The sequence below is a fragment of the Cyanobium sp. Tous-M-B4 genome, assembly GCF_024345395.1.
Taxonomy (GTDB): Bacteria; Cyanobacteriota; Cyanobacteriia; order PCC-6307; family Cyanobiaceae; genus Cyanobium_A.
Genome location: NZ_JAGQBA010000003.1, coordinates 306,657 through 325,559 on the forward strand (window position 1 = coordinate 306,657; position 18,903 = coordinate 325,559).

Annotated in this window: 23 protein-coding genes; 11 read left to right on the top strand and 12 right to left on the bottom strand. The window is 62.4% G+C overall.

The features are described from left to right. Positions 1-77 precede the first annotated feature (77 nt). From KBY73_RS07930 to KBY73_RS07945, 4 genes are all read right to left on the bottom strand, one after another. Positions 78-938 carry a bile acid:sodium symporter gene (locus KBY73_RS07930; protein WP_254936538.1) on the bottom strand — a complete coding sequence of 287 codons (861 nt, stop codon included), beginning with the start codon at positions 936-938 and terminating at the stop codon, positions 78-80. 49 nt (positions 939-987) lie between these two features. Further along, entirely contained in the window at positions 988-1,368 is a 381-nt protein-coding gene (locus KBY73_RS07935; RefSeq protein WP_254936539.1) for a YidH family protein, read from the bottom strand. Beyond that, positions 1,365-1,760: a DUF1622 domain-containing protein gene (locus KBY73_RS07940; protein WP_254936540.1), complete on the bottom strand. Its 396-nt coding sequence runs from the start codon at positions 1,758-1,760 to the stop codon at positions 1,365-1,367. Before KBY73_RS07940 ends, KBY73_RS07935 begins: the two co-directional genes overlap by 4 nt. 128 nt (positions 1,761-1,888) lie before the next feature. Then, positions 1,889-2,311, bottom strand: a complete 423-nt coding sequence (locus KBY73_RS07945; RefSeq protein WP_254936662.1) for a Fur family transcriptional regulator — start codon at positions 2,309-2,311, stop codon at positions 1,889-1,891. 115 nt (positions 2,312-2,426) lie between these two features. Between KBY73_RS07945 and KBY73_RS07950 the strand changes: the two genes are divergently transcribed. Beyond that, positions 2,427-3,374, top strand: coding sequence for an NAD(P)-dependent oxidoreductase (locus KBY73_RS07950; RefSeq protein WP_254936541.1), 948 nt, complete (start codon positions 2,427-2,429; stop codon positions 3,372-3,374). A 71-nt stretch (positions 3,375-3,445) separates the two neighbouring features. Here the strand turns inward: KBY73_RS07950 and KBY73_RS07955 are convergent, their stop codons facing one another. Beyond that, on the bottom strand, positions 3,446-3,919 hold the full coding sequence (locus tag KBY73_RS07955; RefSeq protein ID WP_254936542.1) for a hypothetical protein: 474 nt from the start codon (positions 3,917-3,919) through the stop codon (positions 3,446-3,448). Between the two features lie 369 nt (positions 3,920-4,288). Here KBY73_RS07955 and KBY73_RS07960 point away from each other — a divergent pair, with 369 nt between their 5' ends. The 8 genes from KBY73_RS07960 (at position 4,289) to KBY73_RS07995 (ending at position 12,981) form a co-directional block, all read left to right on the top strand. Then, a complete protein-coding gene (locus KBY73_RS07960) occupies positions 4,289-5,341 on the top strand; it encodes a methyltransferase domain-containing protein (RefSeq protein ID WP_254936543.1) in 1,053 nt (350 codons plus the stop codon). After that, complete coding sequence (locus KBY73_RS07965) at positions 5,341-6,294, top strand: helix-turn-helix domain-containing protein (RefSeq protein WP_254936544.1); 954 nt, start codon at positions 5,341-5,343, stop codon at positions 6,292-6,294. Before KBY73_RS07960 ends, KBY73_RS07965 begins: the two co-directional genes overlap by 1 nt. A gap of 80 nt (positions 6,295-6,374) precedes the next feature. Continuing rightward, complete coding sequence (locus KBY73_RS07970) at positions 6,375-7,022, top strand: MCE family protein (protein ID WP_254936545.1); 648 nt, start codon at positions 6,375-6,377, stop codon at positions 7,020-7,022. Between the two features lie 246 nt (positions 7,023-7,268). Then, a complete protein-coding gene (locus KBY73_RS07975) occupies positions 7,269-7,919 on the top strand; it encodes a hypothetical protein (protein WP_254936546.1) in 651 nt (216 codons plus the stop codon). A gap of 47 nt (positions 7,920-7,966) precedes the next feature. Further along, entirely contained in the window at positions 7,967-8,245 is a 279-nt protein-coding gene (locus tag KBY73_RS07980) for a response regulator transcription factor (protein ID WP_254936547.1), read from the top strand. 93 nt (positions 8,246-8,338) lie between these two features. Next, positions 8,339-8,902: a hypothetical protein gene (locus KBY73_RS07985; RefSeq protein WP_254936548.1), complete on the top strand. Its 564-nt coding sequence runs from the start codon at positions 8,339-8,341 to the stop codon at positions 8,900-8,902. A gap of 58 nt (positions 8,903-8,960) precedes the next feature. Further along, complete coding sequence (locus KBY73_RS07990) at positions 8,961-9,353, top strand: hypothetical protein (RefSeq protein WP_254936549.1); 393 nt, start codon at positions 8,961-8,963, stop codon at positions 9,351-9,353. Positions 9,354-9,714: 361 nt separating this feature from the next. After that, a complete protein-coding gene (locus KBY73_RS07995; RefSeq protein ID WP_254936550.1) occupies positions 9,715-12,981 on the top strand; it encodes an autotransporter domain-containing protein in 3,267 nt (1,088 codons plus the stop codon). Between the two features lie 65 nt (positions 12,982-13,046). Here KBY73_RS07995 and KBY73_RS08000 read toward each other — a convergent pair whose 3' ends face one another. Together KBY73_RS08000 and KBY73_RS08005 are read right to left on the bottom strand one after the other, a co-directional pair. Continuing rightward, complete coding sequence (locus tag KBY73_RS08000) at positions 13,047-13,322, bottom strand: hypothetical protein (RefSeq protein WP_254936551.1); 276 nt, start codon at positions 13,320-13,322, stop codon at positions 13,047-13,049. A 100-nt stretch (positions 13,323-13,422) separates the two neighbouring features. Continuing rightward, positions 13,423-13,815 carry a hypothetical protein gene (locus KBY73_RS08005; protein ID WP_254936552.1) on the bottom strand — a complete coding sequence of 131 codons (393 nt, stop codon included), beginning with the start codon at positions 13,813-13,815 and terminating at the stop codon, positions 13,423-13,425. 36 nt (positions 13,816-13,851) lie between these two features. Between KBY73_RS08005 and KBY73_RS08010 the strand changes: the two genes are divergently transcribed. Then, positions 13,852-14,178, top strand: coding sequence for an AAA family ATPase (locus KBY73_RS08010; RefSeq protein WP_254936553.1), 327 nt, complete (start codon positions 13,852-13,854; stop codon positions 14,176-14,178). An 81-nt stretch (positions 14,179-14,259) separates the two neighbouring features. Further along, positions 14,260-14,868 (top strand): AAA family ATPase, encoded by a 609-nt coding sequence (locus tag KBY73_RS08015; protein ID WP_396096840.1) that lies wholly within the window; start codon positions 14,260-14,262, stop codon positions 14,866-14,868. A 60-nt stretch (positions 14,869-14,928) separates the two neighbouring features. Here KBY73_RS08015 and KBY73_RS08020 read toward each other — a convergent pair whose 3' ends face one another. From KBY73_RS08020 to KBY73_RS08040, 5 genes are all read right to left on the bottom strand, one after another. Next, positions 14,929-15,120 (bottom strand): DUF3955 domain-containing protein, encoded by a 192-nt coding sequence (locus KBY73_RS08020; RefSeq protein ID WP_254936555.1) that lies wholly within the window; start codon positions 15,118-15,120, stop codon positions 14,929-14,931. A 158-nt stretch (positions 15,121-15,278) separates the two neighbouring features. Continuing rightward, positions 15,279-16,262: a lysylphosphatidylglycerol synthase domain-containing protein gene (locus KBY73_RS08025; protein WP_254936556.1), complete on the bottom strand. Its 984-nt coding sequence runs from the start codon at positions 16,260-16,262 to the stop codon at positions 15,279-15,281. A gap of 17 nt (positions 16,263-16,279) precedes the next feature. Further along, the gene (locus KBY73_RS08030) at positions 16,280-17,551 is read right to left on the bottom strand and encodes a LarC family nickel insertion protein (protein ID WP_254936557.1); all 1,272 of its coding nucleotides are present in this window, start codon (positions 17,549-17,551) and stop codon (positions 16,280-16,282) included. Beyond that, positions 17,496-18,140, bottom strand: a complete 645-nt coding sequence (locus tag KBY73_RS08035) for a hypothetical protein (protein ID WP_254936558.1) — start codon at positions 18,138-18,140, stop codon at positions 17,496-17,498. The genes KBY73_RS08030 and KBY73_RS08035 overlap by 56 nt, the downstream gene beginning before the upstream one ends. Then, positions 18,137-18,862 carry a hypothetical protein gene (locus KBY73_RS08040; protein WP_254936559.1) on the bottom strand — a complete coding sequence of 242 codons (726 nt, stop codon included), beginning with the start codon at positions 18,860-18,862 and terminating at the stop codon, positions 18,137-18,139. Before KBY73_RS08040 ends, KBY73_RS08035 begins: the two co-directional genes overlap by 4 nt. Positions 18,863-18,903 lie beyond the last annotated feature (41 nt).

The window sequence follows — 18,903 nt, forward strand, 5'->3', positions numbered from 1 at the left end:
AAATGCAAATATTGGCGCAAACGCAAAGAATCAATGCTAGGAGCGAATCTGCCAGCTGGATTGCAATCCAACATTTTTCAGACCTGAAGACTGCGCTGCCATCTCAGAAATGGAATCGATAGCAACACAGTTATCAATAGATACACCAGAATGCCAAGTTTGACGGCGGGCACTTCCGGGGCATAAATGCCAGCCAGCAACAACGCAAGACCTGGATTACGCATTGATGTTACTAACGCCAGGGTGACCCCTAGGCAGGGATCTCGGTTAGTGAGGCCATAGCCCAAAGCCAGGCTGATCAACACCAAAGCCGCCATCACCGGCAGGGCAATCAGATTGGCGCCCACATAGGTAACCAAAAGCGGCGCCGTTTTCCACAACACCACCAACACGAGCAGCAGCAGCAGCCCGTTCGCGAGGCGATCGAGAGGACTTTCTAGTCGGCTTGCCCACTTGGGCGCTAAGCGCCTCAATAACAAACCCAGCAACAGGGGGAGCAGCTGAACCAGGGCCACCTGCGCGGCTACATGGTGCGACTGAACCTGCCAACCCTCAACTCCAAAGATGCGGGTGAAGCCGCTCGCCAGCAGAGGAATGGTGATGATCGCCGCCAGGGCTGCGGCCACTTGGAGCAGGGCCGCCAGGATCCGATCTCCTCCCTGCTTGCCTGCCTTGCGCATCAGCAGGGGAGCACTGGGGCAAACAGCCATCAGAGCGATAGAAAATCGAGCCGGCTGGGAGAGGGCCATGGTGGGCGGCAGCAACAGCAACAGCGCAGCTGCCACAGGCACGAGCAGGCAGGTGCCGATGAGACCACGCAACAGCAGACCCCGGTGCTGCCGCCAGCGACTTAAGCCATCGAGGGGCAGTCCCACCCCCAGGGCAAACATGATCGCGAACAGGGTGGCAGTAACCAACAGGGGCGGCGATTGAGCCATCGGAGCAAGGCGCGGAACAGCAGATCAAAAAGAACCAGGTGGCTGGGGCCTAGCTGCCGGCGCGGGCAGCAATCAGCCCCAGGGCCAGCACCCCGATCAAAGTGAGGATCACAGCTGTAGCGGCAGCTATGTGGGGCTTGTCTCGGTAGACGTAGTCGTCTAGATGGAGACGGCGCAGCTCTTTGCGGTATTGGACCGTGGCTCCGGCCATGGCGAGAATCCCCGTGATCGTGAAGGCCGCCGCCACTAGCTGCACTCCCCACTCCACCTGGGCACCTTGGCCACCGACAGCACGATCGATTGCTCCCACGATCTTGTCTAGGCCGAAGCCAAAACTGATCAGCGAGAGACAGGTGCGGATCCAGGCCATCAGGGTGCGTTCGGCCGCATCCCGATTGCGTTGCTTGGCCAGTTCGTTGGTGAGATTCATGGGCGCCCCTCCGGGCTCAGGGATCGATGGGATGCTTCAGCCTCCAAATCACGGGCTAAAAACACATTGAGCAAGGTGCGGATCACGGCCACCACGCCCAATTGGATCAGATGGGCACCGGTTGGAGAAGTGGAGGTGGCGACGATGTCTGCCCCGAGCTGAAACTCCAGAGCCATCGCCAACCAGCTGCCGAAGGTGAGCCTTACCGCCTGAAAAGCACTGGGGCCGCGCCGCCTGGCACGCCAACCCTGCCAAGATTGGCGCAGGGTGATCAACAAACCGAGCACCACTGTGGCGAGCGAGAAGGCCTCAAGCACGCTGCGCAGGGCCATGGCCAGGGTGGCCAGTCCCTGATCAAAAACAAGCAAAAAGCTTGGCTCGGAGCTAGGCATCGAAGTCAGCTGGCAAGCACGGGTACATTCACTTTCCCAAACCTAAGGAGCACTGCCGATGCCGTCAGCTGCGCTGACGCTTTTGCAAAAGGCTGCGCTTAATGGTTGTCTTGAGGTGTATGCGGGAGCTACTCCGCCGCCGCACAGCTGGGGCAGAGGCCCCGAACGTTGAGCACGCACTCAAGCAAGCGGAAGCCATAGCCACCCGCGGCCCGCTCGCCAGCCTGGAGAACTGCAGAATTTTCAAATTCCTCAGTGCGGCCGCAACGCACACATACCAGATGGTGATGGTCGCGGTGGGCGTCACTGGCCAGCTCAAAGCGGCGACCACCCTCTGGTAGCTCCAGCTCCTGCAGCAGCCCCATGGAGCTCAACAGCCGCAGAGTGCGATACACCGTGGCGAGTGACACCCGCTCCTCGCTGCGCAGCAGACGCTGGTGCACCTCTTCAGCGCCCAGGTGGCTGCCTTCACCAATGCGCTCAAACAGGGCCAACACCCGCTGGCGCTGGGGCGTCAGCCTCTGGCCGCGATCGTGCAGGCTGGAGCGCAGGCCATCGCCACCGGTGGAAAGGGTTGCAGCTTGGGGCTGGGCTCCAGGGCTGAGTCGGGCGGTCACAGCATGATCCCAGGCTTCTCAACAATAGATGTAGTTGCGAAGAGGTGCCATGAGCAAACCCCGGGCCGTCTTTCTCGATGCCCTCAGCCTGGGCCCGGTAGACCTGGCTCCCCTGGAGCGTCATGCCGAGCTGATCTGCTGGCCCAGCACCCCGCCGGAGCTACGCCTGGAGCGGCTGCAGGGGGCCGAGATCGCGATCACCAACAAGATCCGGCTGGATGGAGAGCTGTTGCGGCAACTGCCCCAGCTGCGGCTGATTTGCGCAGCCAGCACCGGCACAGACCAGATCGATGGCCAGTCCTGCAGCGAGCTGGGTATTGCCGTTCGCAATGCCGGTCGATACAGCACGGCCTCGGTGGTGCAGGTGACCTGGGCCTTGATCCTCGAGCTGGTCTGCGATCTGCAAACCCGGCGGCGACAAGTGCTGCAGGGCGACTGGCAACGCAGCCCAGTATTTTCCCTGGTGGAGCCGGAATTTAATGAACTAGCAGGCCGCACCCTCACCGTGGTGGGAGCCGGCACCATCGGCCGAGGCGTGGCAGCCGTTGCGGAGGCCTTCGGGATGGAGGTGCGGCTGATCACCAGCCGCAGCAGGGCCGGCGAACTCGAAGCCGCCCTGCGCCAGGCGGATGTGCTGAGCCTGCATGCCCCGCTCACCCCGGCGACCCGGGGCCTGATCAACGCCGAGCGGCTGAGCTGGTTGAAGCCGCCTGCCGTACTGGTGAACCTGGGCCGGGGCGGCCTGATCGAGCTGCCGGCCTTAATTGAAGCCCTGGAGCAGGACCGCCTGGCTGGAGCTGCGCTCGACGTGCTTGACAAGGAGCCGCCAGGCGACGAGTTGGAGGCCCTTAAAAAGGTGCCAAACCTGATCCTGACGCCCCACATCGGCTGGGCTTCCCGCCAAGCCCGCCAGCGCCTGGTGGCCGCCCTTGCGGAAGCCCTGGAGATCCATAGGGGGATTACACCCGAAGGATCGGCGACATGTGAAGGCTCATGAAAACGCCCATGCCCTAAAAGCCGCTTGATAAATAATTAGGCGCTCTATGTGTAGGGCGAGCTTTCAGAGAGTTATATGTCTAAAATCTCACCCTTGCTGTTCAAAAAGCCTTCGACATCATCGTCGACGAATGCCGTTATTCCATAGGCTCGACTAAAAAACTTTGTTTGGCCACCTTGAGCTGAAATTGACCATTTGCGACTATTTTCAAGCTCAGGAAGAAATAAATAATCAGCCCCCTTGCCGCCCTTGGCGAAAACCTCAACCTGCAAACCCGTACCGTTTACGACACTAATAATGTCGTCGTCATTGCCACCATGTACCGATATCGAACCAACTTTCCCCGCATAATCAACTTCCCTACGGGTGGGCGCAATTCCAATTATATCATCTCCATCTTTACCCTTAACATTTTTTCGATCACCAGCCACCGCATAGCGTTCAATTTTTTCCCAATCGAATTTATCTTTTGCGCTGGTACCCAGTACAAAAACCTTATTGGACTCATTCTTGATAGTTATCGATCCGATCGAATAGGTTGACATTTTGGCAGCCAATTTATACTTATTCAACATCATCGCACACCAGCCGTCGACAGTCAACGGTCACAATTCCTTATTAGCTGCGCGACTTGGCAAGCAATTGTGCAGCGAGATTAGTCCGCAACCTCGGCATTGATCTAGCCGCCCCTATCAAGCCAGAAGCAGACAAGAGTCATACCCAGAGGACACGAGCTCCTTAAATATTCTTAAATGCAAGGGCTTGTCCCTGAATGATCGGACTGATTGGATATTTGCTTGTAAGCGCCTCGCGGCGGGGTTTTGTGATCCGCCGGCAGCATCAGCCCTGCGCCTCTCCCCCCCCCCGTGGCGACGAAGGCAGACTGAACCCATCTCCCCAGGCCGCGAGCTGCCATGCCCACCCAAGCCGCCGTTCAGGCCTATTACGGCCAGGAGCTCACCGGCACGGCCGACCTCAAAACCAGCGCTTGCTGCGATGCCGACGCGGTGCCGGCCTGGCTGCGGCCGCTGCTGGCCCGGATCCACCCCGATGTGCTGGCGCGCTACTACGGCTGCGGCCTGGTGTGCCCGCCCCTGCTGGAGGGCTGCCGCATCCTCGATCTGGGCTGCGGCACGGGCCGCGACGTCTACGCCCTAGCCCAGCTGGTGGGAGCGAGCGGCTCAGTGGTGGGCGTCGACATGACGCCGGAGCAGCTAGCGGTGGCCCGCGAGCACCTGGACTTTCATGCCGAGCAGTTCGGCTACGCCAACGTGTCGTTTCTGGAGGGCACGATCGAAGCTCTCGAGGCCCTGCCCCTGGAGCCCGGCAGTTTCGATGTGGTGGTGAGCAATTGCGTGCTCAACCTCTCCACCGATAAAGCGGCTGTGCTGCAAGGGGTGAAAGGGCTGCTCAAACCCGGCGGGGAGCTGTACTTCTCCGATGTGTATGTGGATCGGCGACTGCCGGAAGCGGTGCGGCGCGATCCAGTGCTCTACGGCGAATGCCTGGGCGGAGCCCTCTACTGGAACGACTTCCTGCGCCTCGCCAAGGGTGCTGGCTTCCCCGACCCACGGCTGGTGAGCGACCGCGAGCTCCGGATCACCGAGCCGGCCCTGGCGCCCCTGGTGGGCGAGGCCCGCTTCTATGCCGCCACCTACCGCCTGTTCAACATCGCCGAACTGGAGGATGCCTGCGAAGACCATGGCCAGGCCGTGATCTACCGCGGCACGATCCCCCTCCACCCCAACCGCTTTGACCTCGATGGCCACCACGCCATCGAAACCGGCCGGGTGTTTCCGGTTTGCGGCAACAGCTTCCGCATGCTGCAGGCGACGCGATTTGCGCCCCATTTCACGTTCATCGGCGACTTCAGCCGCCATTACGGCCTGTTCCCCGGCTGCGGCAGCAGCCTGCCCTTCACGGGCAGCGGCTCCGGTGAAGCGACTAACAACGGCAGCTGTTGCTGATGAAAGACGCCCTGCTGGCACCGCTGTTTTCGGGACCGGCTATCACGCCGGTGCTCGACAGCCACGACTTCGACCAATGGCGGCAGGTGATCGAAGGCACCCTCGGGGACCATCGCAGCACCCTGCGCTCACCGTCCTGCAGCTTCCGCACCCGCGTCGCCATCGGCCAGGCGGGCCCCCTGCAAGTGCTGCACCTTCAGGGCCAGGGACAGGTGGAGCTGCAACGCATCCAGGACGCCAACAAGGCGGTGATGTGGTTGCCGCTCCAGGGTTGGAGCCAGGAACAGATCAACGGCCGCTGGGAGACTGCTGAGCCCGGCGAAGCCCTGCTGATGCGGCCGGGCGATCGGCTGGAAGGCATCACGAGCCTGCGGCTGGAAGGGCTCTCGATCGTGCTGCCCCCCGACCACCTCCACTCCAACTCACCCGCCCGTATCGGGGCCGGACGTCACAACCGGGCCCTGGTGAAGGCCGCCCTGGGCTTTGCCGAGGCCGTGGCCATGGGCCGCGCCGGAGCGGAGCACGCCGCCCTGGCGCTGCTGGATGCGCTCCAGAGCTGGGAGCTCCAAACCGCCCTCCTGCAGGGCCAACCCCGGGAGCGCATCACCACGGTGCGGCGACGGGCCTATGTGGAGCAGGCCAGCCAATGGATGGGCCTCCACCTGCACGAGGCCATCGACATCCGCCGAATCAGCACGGCGATGGGCGTGTCGACCCGAACGCTGCAATACGCCTTCCTGGATGATCGGGGCCATTCGCCCATGGCGGAACTAAAGCGGCTGCGCCTGCGGCGACTGCGCCAGCTGTTGCTCGATCCCGAGCAGCGCCAGCACTCCACCGCCGAGCTGATGGTGGGCACCGGCTTGCTGGCCTGCGGAGCCACGGCCGCCGATTACCGCCGTTACTGCGGGGAATCGCCGCGCGAAACCCGCCAGCAGTCCCAGAACAGGTGATCCACGGGGCTGGGCTGGAGCGGCCGGCCCACGTTGAACTGCTGCCGCACCTCCGATAACGGCAAGGGGGCCAGGGCAAGGTGAAAGCGCTGGCACTCCAACCCGACGCCAGCGTGAGGGTGGAACTTCAGGTAGCGGAGCGCTACGCCGATCTGATCGGGCCCCGAAGTGTGACCAGCCAAGGCCAAGAAGGCTTCGTGGGCGATCAATTCGTGGTGATCAGCCCCGATCCCCAAGGCCCATCCAAGCGGGCCAAAGCCGGCAAGCGCAGCCTGCCCTACGAAGAGCCCATCGCGATCAGCAGCGTGATCAATCAGCTAGCGCAGACCCAACTGCTGCTGCAGGCCACCTTGCGCAACACCACCGCCCTCACCGCCGAAGACATCCCTCGCGTGATGGGAGACATGCGCCGCACGCTGCAGGATGCCGGCCGACTGGCCTCCACCTTGGATCGCGCAGCGGCCTCCACCGCACCACAGCTACGCCACACACTCCAGCAGGTGGAACGCACGGGCTCCAGCGCGGCCCAAACAGCCACTGAGGCGCAACGCCTCTTCGCTGGCAGCAGGCCGGCCCTGATCAGCACCCTCGAGGAGCTGCAGCGGGTGAGCACGCTGAGCTGGCGTCTGCTGGAAGGGTTGGTCGGACTAACAGGGATCGGAGCCGCCAGCGGCAGCAACTCCCCTCAACCATCCGCGACGTCACCGCCAGCAAGACCCGCCCCATAAGCCAGAGGTTCGGCCAAGGACATCAACCAGTACTGGCTACGCCAGCGAGAAGCTTGTAGTTGACCTGAAAGCTGCCCTCAGTGAGGTGGGCGGTACTGTCCCCTAATAGATCAGGATGCTGCGCAGGAGAGTCGTTTCGACGAGTTCGAAACGGTCGTGCCCCATTAAGCCCACGGGCAAATGACGCGATCTGTAGCGCAGCTGCGGCAAACCGCCTACCAATGGTGCTGACACCACCAGCACGCCGTGCCGCTGCTTCACGACGCCGACATCATCCTGCTGCTCTCCGTGGACGTCGTGGGCAGCACCGCCTTCAAATCCCGCCATCCCTCGGTCGGGATGGAACCGGGGTGGGTGCCGGCCATGCAGCACTTTTACAGCCACACCATCCGCACCGTGATGCGGAAGCTCAATGCCGTGCGCTCAGCGCGATCTGGCTTTCGTGGCCGTGGCCCGATGCCACGTCTCAGCGTCCACAAAGTGATTGGAGACGAAGTTCTCTTTGCCTGCTCACCGCAGACCCCCCTGGATTTCGCCGACAGCCTTGAGCTGTTCACCAACTTGGTCGCAGAGCTGAACGAGGAGTACACCAGGGGTTACGGCTTCGGTATTCACTCCGCTGCCTGGGCAGCGACTCTGTTGTCCCGGAATCGCGCGCTCCGCATCGAGGAATTGGACACCCCGGAAGATCCTTACTACGAGTTCGTGGGTCCCGACATCGACCTTGGTTTCCGGCTGATCAAACATTGCCCAGTGGGTCGGGTCATCGTTCCCGGCGACCTACCGGTGATGCTGAATGGCTACGGCCTCATGTTTGAGCAGATCGGCACCGCCAGCCTGCAGGGGGTGACCTTAGATCCTTACCCGGTGTTGCTGACCCGTAGCGGGAAAATCTGAAGAGCTGGAGCTGGTGGAGACGGTGCAAGAGTGAAGGCCAACTCAGAGTGTTCTACGCCGATCCGCTCGGCGTTGAGGCCTTACGCGCCACCAGTCGGGGGGAAGGCCCACCGCCACAAGAGGCTCTCTCGCAGCGGGAGGAAGAGGTGCTGCAACTGGTCACCCGTGGCTACACGAACAAGGAAATGGCCGAGGCCCTGTTTGTCTCTGCCGAGACGATCAAAACGCACGTCACCAACATTCTCGGCAAACTGCAGGCCCGCGATCGCACCCATGCCGCCGTGATCGGTATTCGGCTAGGGCTGGTGAGTTGGGAGCCGGCATAGCCCACCCAGCTGCAGGGTTGTGGCAAATCGCCCGAATGGGGGATGCACCACCGGCTCCTGCCCGCGATGCTGAAGGGGTCTGCTCAACCGGCCATGGCCCCAGCATTTCGTGTTTTGCCCCTGGTGCTGCTTGGGGGCCTGAGCAGCGCCGCGCTCGCGGCCACGCCCGCCACCACCCTCAGCCTGCAGGGCGTGAGCTTTCAGGTAAAGACGACTGGGCAGGGGTCAGTGCGGCAGCTGGTGGTGAAGGCACAAGAAAACGGCCATGCCTACCCAGCGGTGAAGCAGGAGTTACTCGGCTCCCTCAGCGGCAGTGAGGTGGAAGACCTCAACAGCGATGGCCGGCCCGAGCTGGTGCTGTTTGTCACGAGCGCCGGCAGCGGCAGCTATGGCTCGGTGCTGGCCTGGAGTGCCAGCAAGGGCCACACCCTGCTGCCAATCACCATGCCGGACCTAAGCGGCAAGTTGGCCCAGGGCTACATGGGCCACGATCAATTCAATGTGGTGGAAACCACGCTGGTGCGGCGCTTCCCGATCTATCGCGCGGGCGACAGGAATGCCAAGCCCACAGGCGGCACCCGCCAGATCAACTACAAAATGGTGCCCGCTGAGGCGGGCTTCCAGTTCAAGCCAGTGAGCAACACCACCTTCCAGTGAGGTGTTGATCCCCAAGGGCTAGCTGAACAGCTCCAGCAAAGACTCCATTGCGATAGCCATGACGCTGCTGAACCACCTTGCCGCCGCTGGCCTGATCTGCGGCGGCCTGATGCTGCCGGCCCAGGCCTACGACCTGCAATACCGCCAGAACGGCACCACCTTCACGGCGCCGCAGCTAATGGAGATCTTCAATGGCAGCTTGCCGGCGCAATACGACCAGCGCTGGACCACCTACCTCCTGCTCGACGCGCACGCCAACAAAAACCTGGTGGCGATCACCCTGGGTCTGAGCCCACGCGTGGGCCAAAGCCAGGCACTGCTGCCAGTGGCAACGTTCAGCGTGATCGAGCCCCTGCCGCGCACCGCGGCGCAATGGCAACAGCTGTTGGGAGGTGTGGCGAGCCAATACGCCCGGCTCATGCTCGACAACCACAGCCAGATCAAACCATGATCTGAACTACAGCCGGTATAGCCAGAAGCAGGTAAAGGGCATGCCATTACTGGGGCATAGAGAGTATGGGGAACTGCTGCGCCGATTGCCGATCAGGGCGACAAACCCTCCAGACCCAGCGTGTCAGCATGAAAGTATTGCTTTATGACGGAAGCCGAGCTGCAGCGATAGCGCGGTGAAGGCCCAAGAAGAACGCTGAGAGACCTTCTTTATCAGAAACCCTTGACAAAAGCAGGCAAACAGAATTGGTCCAACAAGACTTGCGCATAAATGACATTGACGCGGGGCAGCACATCTACTTGACAAAGGCTCGCATTTTCTGTAAAATACATCAAATATTCTCATCAAAGGCGGCGCCAAAATGCTCTCCCGCGGCAAATGCTTATCTATAATTATTACTGCAGCAGTCGGAAGCCCGCTAAGGGCGGCGGCCCAGGCGTTTCCAGTCACTCAGCCCACGACTGTCTACTCCGGCGGATATACCTACACCCTATCTTCTGATCTCGGCCCAATTAACAAGATCTGGGAAGGACGTGTCCAAAATTCGTCGTGGTTTAAAGATTTCAACCTGGCAAGAGAGATCAGTCTTGCGGCAGGCCTGTCAGTAGGTCGAGATGATCGCCCGAATATAGACGAGGGACCTTGGTTTATTTGGAACTATGGCCCCGGGGTTCTCTCGTCAGAAATCGTTGCGGAGCACTGCTCCTTCTTGCAAACTAAAATTATTAATGACACTCGCGTAAAATGCGTTACCGCAACATCTTACCAAGGCCAGCTGTATGCCTACGAGTCCCAGCCTAGAACTCGCACAACAATTGCGTCGAGTGGCAACGCCATAGGAGGTACGGGTGTAAACCTGACAAGCAATCTAGGAAGCAAACTACTGCCTGAGTTTACGGGCGGCACGCTTACGGTTTCAGGCAGCGGTCCGATCAGCGTTACCAATAATTTTACCCTTGATGCTTCAGTAAAAAATGCTATAGATGCTGCTGGCAGTAGCGCAATATTTAGCGGAGTATTTAGCGACAAAGCGGGCACCATTGGCCGCATCACATTCACAAACAGCACTCCATCCAGCAGTCCTGTTATCACGCTCACCGGGAAAAGCACCTATAGCGGTGTAACCCAAATTACTGGCGGAACAATTCTTCGGCTAGGGACAGAAAATGCTCTGCCAGTAACATCAAGACTAATCAACTCAACACGCAACAGCAGCGCGAGCGCCTTGGAGCTCAACAACTTCAATCAGACCTTGACGGCAATCTCGGGTTTTGGCCGCATCAGCCTGGGAACAGCAACGTTAACGATTAATGGACCAGCAGGGGTGGAAACAGCTTGGCTTGGTTCCATTGATGGCACAGGTAGCTTGATTAAAGATGGGGCCTCCAGGCAGTCGTTAAGCGGAAACCTTACTTATACCGGTCCCACGGAAGTAAAGGCGGGAAATCTAGGAATTAATCGCTCAAGCAATTCTCCGGTGACTGTTGGAAGCTTGGGAACACTTTCCGGTATTGGAACTATTAATGCTTCTGTGTTCAATAACGGCACCGTGGAGCCTGGGGGATTCACCGGAGGGCGTTCCAGTCTTGGCACCCTTACCATTAACAATGGGTTATTCACCCAGGCGAATACTGGGACCTTGGCTCTAGAAATTAACGGCACCACCTCGGATCTATTGCGGTTTACGGGATCGGGGAAGGTGTCTGATTTGGCTGGCACTGTCAAGATTTCGGGCAATCCAACCCCTGGGCTTGTTTATACAGGGATCTCGGGGCCGACGGCTTATTCAGGGGCAAGCGTAGCTAATTCTGATACATCAAGCGTGGTGATCGCATCTGGCTATAAGTTTTGCCGGGAAGATGATGCTTGCTTCAAGAGTCTGAACGGATCGCCGAGTGTTGATGCCACGAAGCTCCAGTTTGGTTGGGCATCACTCGACACCACAGCCGCAATAGTTCCTGTCAAAGATGTGACTCCTCAGCAAGCAATCACCTTCGCAAAGAATAAAGGTGGTCCCATCACCAAGCTGATCACTGATCCGGTGCCTGCTCCCGCGCCTGATCCCAAACCCGGTCCCAATCCTGATCCCAAGCCAGGTGCCAGGACCCTGATGGGAACTTGTCTTGCCAATACCAACGATCCATCTGGTTGCAATACCGCCTTGCAACCAGGTCAGCCCACGCAGCCAGTTTCTCCGAACCTGGTGACTGTGGCTAAAGGGTTTGATGGTGGAAACGCCGCCATTGCTTCTGTTGTGAACTCCGGCGTGAGCGGTGGCTCCTCGATTGCAGCGGCCACAGGTACTCCCACGGGCTACACAACCAAGCAGGCAAAAGCGGCTGGTCTTCCCTCGGACTTCGTGACGGTGCTCAGCGCTGTCAACAGCCTCCCCACCCGCTCAGCAGTGATCAGCTCGCACCACCAAGTGACGGCTGAACCCTATGCCTCGATGCAGTCGGTGGCTCTCGAGGCGATGGAGCAGTTCCGCTTCAATGCAATTGCTCTTTCAAGGGGCGATAAGGCGATACGATTGTTCACAGAGGCAGACGCGTGCAAGCTGGATGACGGGAGCTTGATCCCCGCCAGTAGTGAACAGCGGCCTACTGATTGCAAACCCCAAAAGGTCTCACAGGCATCGCGCTGGTCGCTGCTGATCGATGCCACTAACACTCAAGCCAACCTCGACGGCACCAACGATTTGGCCTCGCTGGACTACAACATCTTTCAGAGCACCTATGGCCTGCAGTACGACGCCTCACGCCAGTGGAGCATCGGTGGCGCGTTCGGATACGGCCAGGCCAACCTTTACAACTACGAATACGCCAACAGCACAATCGACTCCAGCACCTACAGCGGTGGCGTCTGGGCGATCTACCGACCAAGGGATGCTTGGAAGATCACTGGCCTGCTGGGCTACATGAACCTTCAGTACGACTCCAGCCGGCAGATTGATTTCGGCGGCCTGAACCGCAACGCCCGGGCTACCTGGAGCGGTAATGGCTTCACCTCAGCCCTGGAGGTGCAGTACGACTGGATCCTCAGCGCCAACAAGGCTGATCGCAACGCTGTTCGGCTCAAACCCAACACCTACCTCTCCTACAGCCTGCACAATCAAGGTGACATCACCGAATCCGGTGCTGACTCGCTCAACCTGGCGATTGATGGCCATACGGCTGACTCCTTGGTCTATGGCATCGGCTTCACCCTGGAAACTCCGTTGCAGCTAGCACGCAGCACCCGTCTGATACCCCGGCTGTCAGTGGGATACGAGCACGACTTCAACGGTGACAGCAGCGAGGAGCATCAGCTCAGCGCCTCTTTTGCCGATGTGCCCGCCCTTGGTTCGCTGGATGTGCTGGGTCAAAACCGCGGGGCCAATGATCTGAACGTGGGCCTGAGCGTTGAACTGGAAACCTCCGACCAGTTCTCCCTTTATGCGGGAGTTGGTGGCTCTTTCTGGAGCAATGGCAACGAGATCAACTACGGCGGCGGCCTGCGCTGGCGTTTTGGTGGGGCACCCAAGGCAACCATCGCCAAGGCTCAGCCAGCTCCTGCGTCTACATCGGAACCCAATGCTGCCCCCGCCGTGGAACAGCCTGAGGCCCCATCCATTCGTGGGCTGTGGTGATTGCCCAGGTGGGGGGATCTCCGATGAAGTTCCCCAGCCGGCCGTGTTAACCCCTTAGCGGCGACTCACTTGCCTTCCCAGCCTGCCTCGTATCCAGCCTGGAAGTAGGAAGCATTGCGGCTGTCGTATTTGCCGTTGTGGCGCTCGTAGGCGTTGCTGAGATTCGCCTTGCGATCCGTGCGGCCGGCCTTGTAGCCATCTTTGTAGTAATCGCACTTGATGGTCCCGCCCCAGGTATCGGGGCACTGGATGGCTGCAGCGCTGGGAGTGGGCACGCTCACCACGGCAACGCCGGAGAGCAGCAGAGCAGAGCAAGCAACAAGATTGTAAAAGAAACGCATGTTTGTCTTTGTGGAGCTGGGAGGGGATCAGTTGTGCAAGTGAGCCCCGAAAGGAATGGCTGACTTACGCCTCAATAATCTCTCTATCTATGCCTGATACTCACCATTTGTCTGCGATCTGGCAGAACTGAAATAGGGCCCTCAGCCCGCGAGCCAACAGCTCGCTGAGCACGCCACGCGGCAGCAGGGCCAGAGGCAGAAACCACACCACCTGGAAAAAGAACAGGGGCAGGTAGGCGGTGCAGGCCATCAAAACCAACACGCCAGCGCCGAGTAGGTCGCTGGCGATCAGGGCGCGCCAACTGCGGTGCCGCATCTGCCACACCGCCAGCGCCACGCTGGGAAGCCAGCCCGCCAGCAGGAGCATCTGCCCCACCTGAGCCGGCGTCAGCCCGACCTGGCCCGAAGCACGACTGGCCAGCAGCACGATCCAGGCCAGGCCAAGACCCAGCTGCAACAACAGCCAGCGAAGGGATCGACGTCGACAATCCATCTCTCCATGCTGATGCCACCCTCGATGCCCTGCCGCGTGGCCCCATCCGTCCACGGAGAAGCCCTGAGTCATTTGGGCGTCTCGGGTTACCGCTCCTTGCAGCAGCTGATGCTGCCCCTCGGCCCGCTCACAGTTGTGAGCGGCGCCAACGGCTGTGGCAAGAGCAACCTATTCCGAGCCCTGGGGTTGGTGGCCGCCGCCGCCCGCGGCGATCTGGTAGCCACCCTGGCCGCAGAAGGGGGATTGCTGGCGGTGCTTTGGGCTGGCCCGGAGCAGGGCAGCCAGGGAGCCAGGCTGCGGCTCGGTTTCGCGGGGAAGACGTTGTCGTACGCGATCGAACTGGGCTACCGCGCGGACGATTAGACCAGCGCCTTCCTGCTCGATCCAGAGATCAAACGGGAATGGATCTGGGCTGGCGGGGCCTTTCACCCGCGCAGCCTGTTGGTGCAGCGCAGCGGCGCCGTGGTGGAACGCTGCGGTGACCGCCGCAGCCCCCTAGCCCTGGAGGTGGCACCGCACGAGAGCCTGTTCACGGCCGTCTCCGATCCACTCGAGGCGCCGGAGGTGTTTCAGCTCCGGCGCACACTTCTGAGCTGGCGCTTCTACGACAGCTTTCGCACCGATCGCCTGGCGCCGGCCAGGCTCGCGCACCTCTCCACACGCACGCCGTCGCTGGCCGCCATCGGCGATGCCTTCCCGGGGTGTCGCCTGGCGGTGGACACCAGCCAGCCAAGCTTTCGCCTGCAGCTGCACCAACAAGGCCTGCTGCGCCCGCTTGATGCAGCGGAACTCTCTGATGGCACCCTGCACTACCTGGTGCTGAACGAGCCGGAAAACAGCCTGCATCCCGATCTCCTGCCGCCCCTGGCGCGGTTGATCGATGCGGTGGCGCAGCGAACCCAGGTCTGGGTGATCGCCCACGCCGAGGCGCTGATCACCACCCTGCAGAAAACATCGGGCTGCCGCCTACTGCAGCTGGAGCGCGAACAGGGTGCCACGCTGCTGCCGGGTCAATCGGCGCTAGATCGCGCAGCCTGGCGCTGGCCTTCCTAGCCAATCCGCTCTGGTCCCAGGGGGGAACACGCAAGCAGACCCAGAGGCACGAAGCCCGCTTCAGGGCTTTCGTCCCCGTGCTGCCCGGGCGCCTGTGAGCGTGATGCCGCTCCCCAGGAGGAGTAGGGCGCTGATGGGCAGCAGGCCAAACGGTTCGCGCAGCACGCCCTTGGCATCCACCCGGGAGCCGATCATTTGGAAGGCGAGCAGACAGGCCACCGAGCCGGCCGCTAAGCCAGCAGACAAGGCCATTAGACGTTGGGAGATGGATGGATCTCTTTTCATGGCCGCAGCCCGATTTCGGAAGAAGCCATGGTGGCGTTGCAATTCCCAAAGTTAATACCTTGAAAGTTACAGTATTAAAATATATTGACCGAGTAGCTTTATATTTTATATCCAGAAATAGCGGGCTAAGGGCGGTGCCCATCCAACCGGGCCGTGAGCGCCGCCAGCAGATCGGCAATGGTCACCACCAGCCGGTAGCTGATGGCGATCGCCAGCAGCGGCGCCTCGGGAATGGCGAAGCCGAGGCGCAGCAGCAGCACCGACTCGAACACCCCCAGGCCGCCGGGGGCGCCGGGCACTACCAGGCCAGCGGTCCAGGCCAGGGCGAAGCCCGCCAGCCAGCCGCCCCAGCTGAGGCTGTAGGAGAGATCGAAGGCCAGCACGCAGCAGGCAAAGCCGCCAAAGCGCAGCAGCACAAATCCAAACTGCACCAGCAGCGGCGGCCAGGGATAGGAGCGAATCGGCGCAGTGGCGGCCGCCTCGATGTCCATGGCCAGCGCCGAGGCCTTGCGGCGCTCCAGGCGACTGAGCAGGGGGTTGAGCAAACGCGGCCAGAGCAAGACCAAGGGCAACAACCCCAACAAGGCCAGGCCCTGTTGCCAGCCGCCCGCAGACACCAGCGCCAGGGCCGCCACCGCCGCCACCAAGGGGTCCAGCAGCACCGCCACCAGGGCCAGAGCGCCCGGGGCCGGGGCCGCCAAGGGCGCCTCAGCGCTGCGCAACAGCTGCACGCGACTGCTGAGGTGCCAGATGCCGCCGGGCAGGAATTTGCGCAGGTTGGTATCGAGGTAGGCCCGCACCAGTTCGCCCCAGCGCGGGCGCAGCCCGAACCAGCGCAACACCACGCCGAAGGCCAGGCCGTTGGCCACCAGGCTCAGCAAGCTCACCCCCACCCCCAGCAGCAACCACAGCCAGCCCTGACGATCGAGGCTGAGCTGCAGCAGCTGGCGCCCGTGGCCCACTAGGGCCGCCAGCAGAAAACCGAAACTCAGCAGGCTGATCCACAGCTTCAGGCCGCCGGGCAGGGGCGGCAAGCCCTCCCACCAGGCGACCAAACGAGTCAGCCCGCGGCGGCAGCGCTGAAGCAGGGCGTGGGCAAAGGGCGGCATGCTTGGGGGTGGCTGGGCTAGGGCTCGCTGGGCAGATTGGCGTCGGGCAGGGCCTCGAGGGCCTGCTGCACAACCAAGCGCACCTGATCGATCCCCAGTGTGTGCTGGCGAGCAAGAGCTGCCAGGTCGTCGTGTTCTGGCTTAGTGCGCCAACGACCATCGGGCAGCTGGGCCTGCTTGAGCCGCACCGGCCCCAGGGGCGTGGCCAGCTGCCGGCTGCGGCGCGGCAGCACCCAGCGGGTCTGGGGGTGTTCGCGCAACCCCAGGGTGCTGCTGTGCTGCCACCACACCCGGCGCAAGCTCTCGGCCAGCTCGGGGGCGACAAGGGCCGTAAGCAGCTGGGCGGTGCGCCCTTTCTTCATGGCGATCGCCTGGCTGAACACCTCCAAGGCCCCGGCCTGGCGCAGTTCCTCAGCCAGGAAAGCCAGATCCTCCGCCGTGGCGTCATCGATCTGGGCCTGCTGCACCAGCACGCTTTCGAGCTGGGCAGGATCGGAGCTGCCGCAATCCGCCAAGGTGAGCCGCAGCAGGTTGGGGCGATCCAGGCTGCGCGAGCCCAGGCCCACGCCCACCCGCTTAGGCACGTGGGTGGGGGGATGGCCAAAGCGCGTTGCCCAGCAGGCCGCTAAGGCCAGACCCGTGGGGGTGGTGAGTTCGCCCGGGGGGAAGCCTTCGGCTGAAGCCAGGGGAATCGCCCGCAAGCGGGCCAGCTCCAATACGGCAGGCGCCGGCAAGGGCAGGGTGCCGTGGGCCGTAGCCACCAGGCCATGACCCGCCGGCGGCGGGCTGCACACCAACTGCTCCACCCCGAAGTGCAGCAGCCCGGCGCACACCCCCACCACATCAACCAGGGCATCGAGGGCGCCCACCTCGTGGAAGTGCACCTGCTCGGGGCTGTGGCCGTGCACCGCCGCCTCCGCCGCCGCCAATAGGCCAAACACCTCCAGCACCCGCTGCCGCAAGGGCTGGGGCCAAGGGGCCGCCTGTAACTGGCTCCGCAACGCGCCCCAGGGCCGATGGGCCGGCTGGCGCTCCAGGCTCACCACCTCCAAATGCATACCCCGGAGGCCGCCGCTGCGGCGCTCTTCCAGCTCCAAGCGGTAGGTCCCGGCTAGGCCGAGGGCAGCCAGGGGGCCATCGATCTCCGCCTGCGGTAGCCCCAGATCCAACAGGGCTGCCAAAAGCATGTTGCCGGCTAAGCCCGTTGGCGCATCCAGCAGCGCCAGCACCGCCTCAAGCCTCCCCAGCCAGGGGGCGTCCCAGCCTTGGCGCCAGGGCCAGCAGGGCATCGGCCTCGCTCTGCAATTGCTGCTCGCTGGCGCGCAACTGGGCCTCAACCTCGCGGCGGGCCCGGCGCTGTTCCCGTTGGGCGGTATCAACGTCTTGGCCGGACAGGCCCCAGAGCCGCCCCAGCAGGGCCCTGTCGTCGTTGCCGCCGACGCTCTGGCCGTAGATCAGCTGCTCGGCCACCATGCCCGCCTGCAGCACCCGGCTCCAGCGCCGCAGCTCCTCGGCCGGCAACTTGGCATGGGCCGGCGGCTCGAGTTCGGTGCTGCCGCTGGTGTTGAGGCCGGCCCGCAGGCAGGCCAGGGAACCCACCAGCACCTGGCGCACAGCCATCTCCTCTTTACGGGCCACCAACAGGTGACCCGCCTCATGAATAGCAATCCGCCGCAGACGGGCGCGGCCCCCTGGCAGGGCTTCGGCCAGCACATGGCCGCCGCGGCCACCGAAGCGGGCCGCATCCAAGGTGAGGCCACCCAAGCCCAGGCCAGCTATCAGGGTCACAATCCAGGGCGATAGGCCCAGGGCGGGGCCAAGAATCGCCGCCAGGCTGATCAAGCCCACTGCCAGGCCAGCCGCCAGGGGTTGGGTCATGGCCGGCGCGGGCCGCCCTGAGCAGCCGCCGCCGGCCGTGCCTTGCCGCCCTTCCCGCCCTTGCTTGCGGCACCATCGCGGCGCCCCTTGCCGCCACGGTTACCCCGCTGGGCCACCGGACCGATCACTTCAAAGCTCTCCAGCTGCAGCTGCTGGGCCTGGCGGCGCAGGTTGAGCGCCACGAAGTGGCGCAAATGCTCGAGGGGCACATCACCCTTGAGCTGCAGCTTGAAGGGCACGGGCCGGCTGCCATCCGGGCGGGGCATCACCCGCACCTTCACCACCAGATCGCCGGTTTCAGGGCGGGTGTAAATCAATTCACCGCGCACCGAGAAGTAGTCGTCGCCCTCGGGCAGGGCGTCTTGAGGGTTATCGGCGGCAGGGGTTTCGGAAGCAGGGCTATCGGCAGCAGGGGATTCAGCTTCCTCGCCCGCGGCCAGGGTGCTGGGCTCCCACACGCCCACCATCTGCAGGTGCAACCCCTCCTCCTCCCGCGAGCGGGGGTAAACCACCCAGAGATGGGGCTCTTCGAGGTTGAGGTGGCGGCGCATCAAAGTGAGCAACCGGCCCAGCACCACGGCCTCAAGCTCGGTGCCATCAGCCGTGCGGATCACCCCCCGGGTGAGCTGCTCGGCATCGGTAGGTACATAAACGCCTCGCACCACGCCAATGGCCCGGTATTGCGTGGGTTCGGTTACCGGAGAAATCGGGTGTTGGCGCATGGGCTGGACTTTAAGTGCCCCCAGGGCAAAGGGACAAAGGG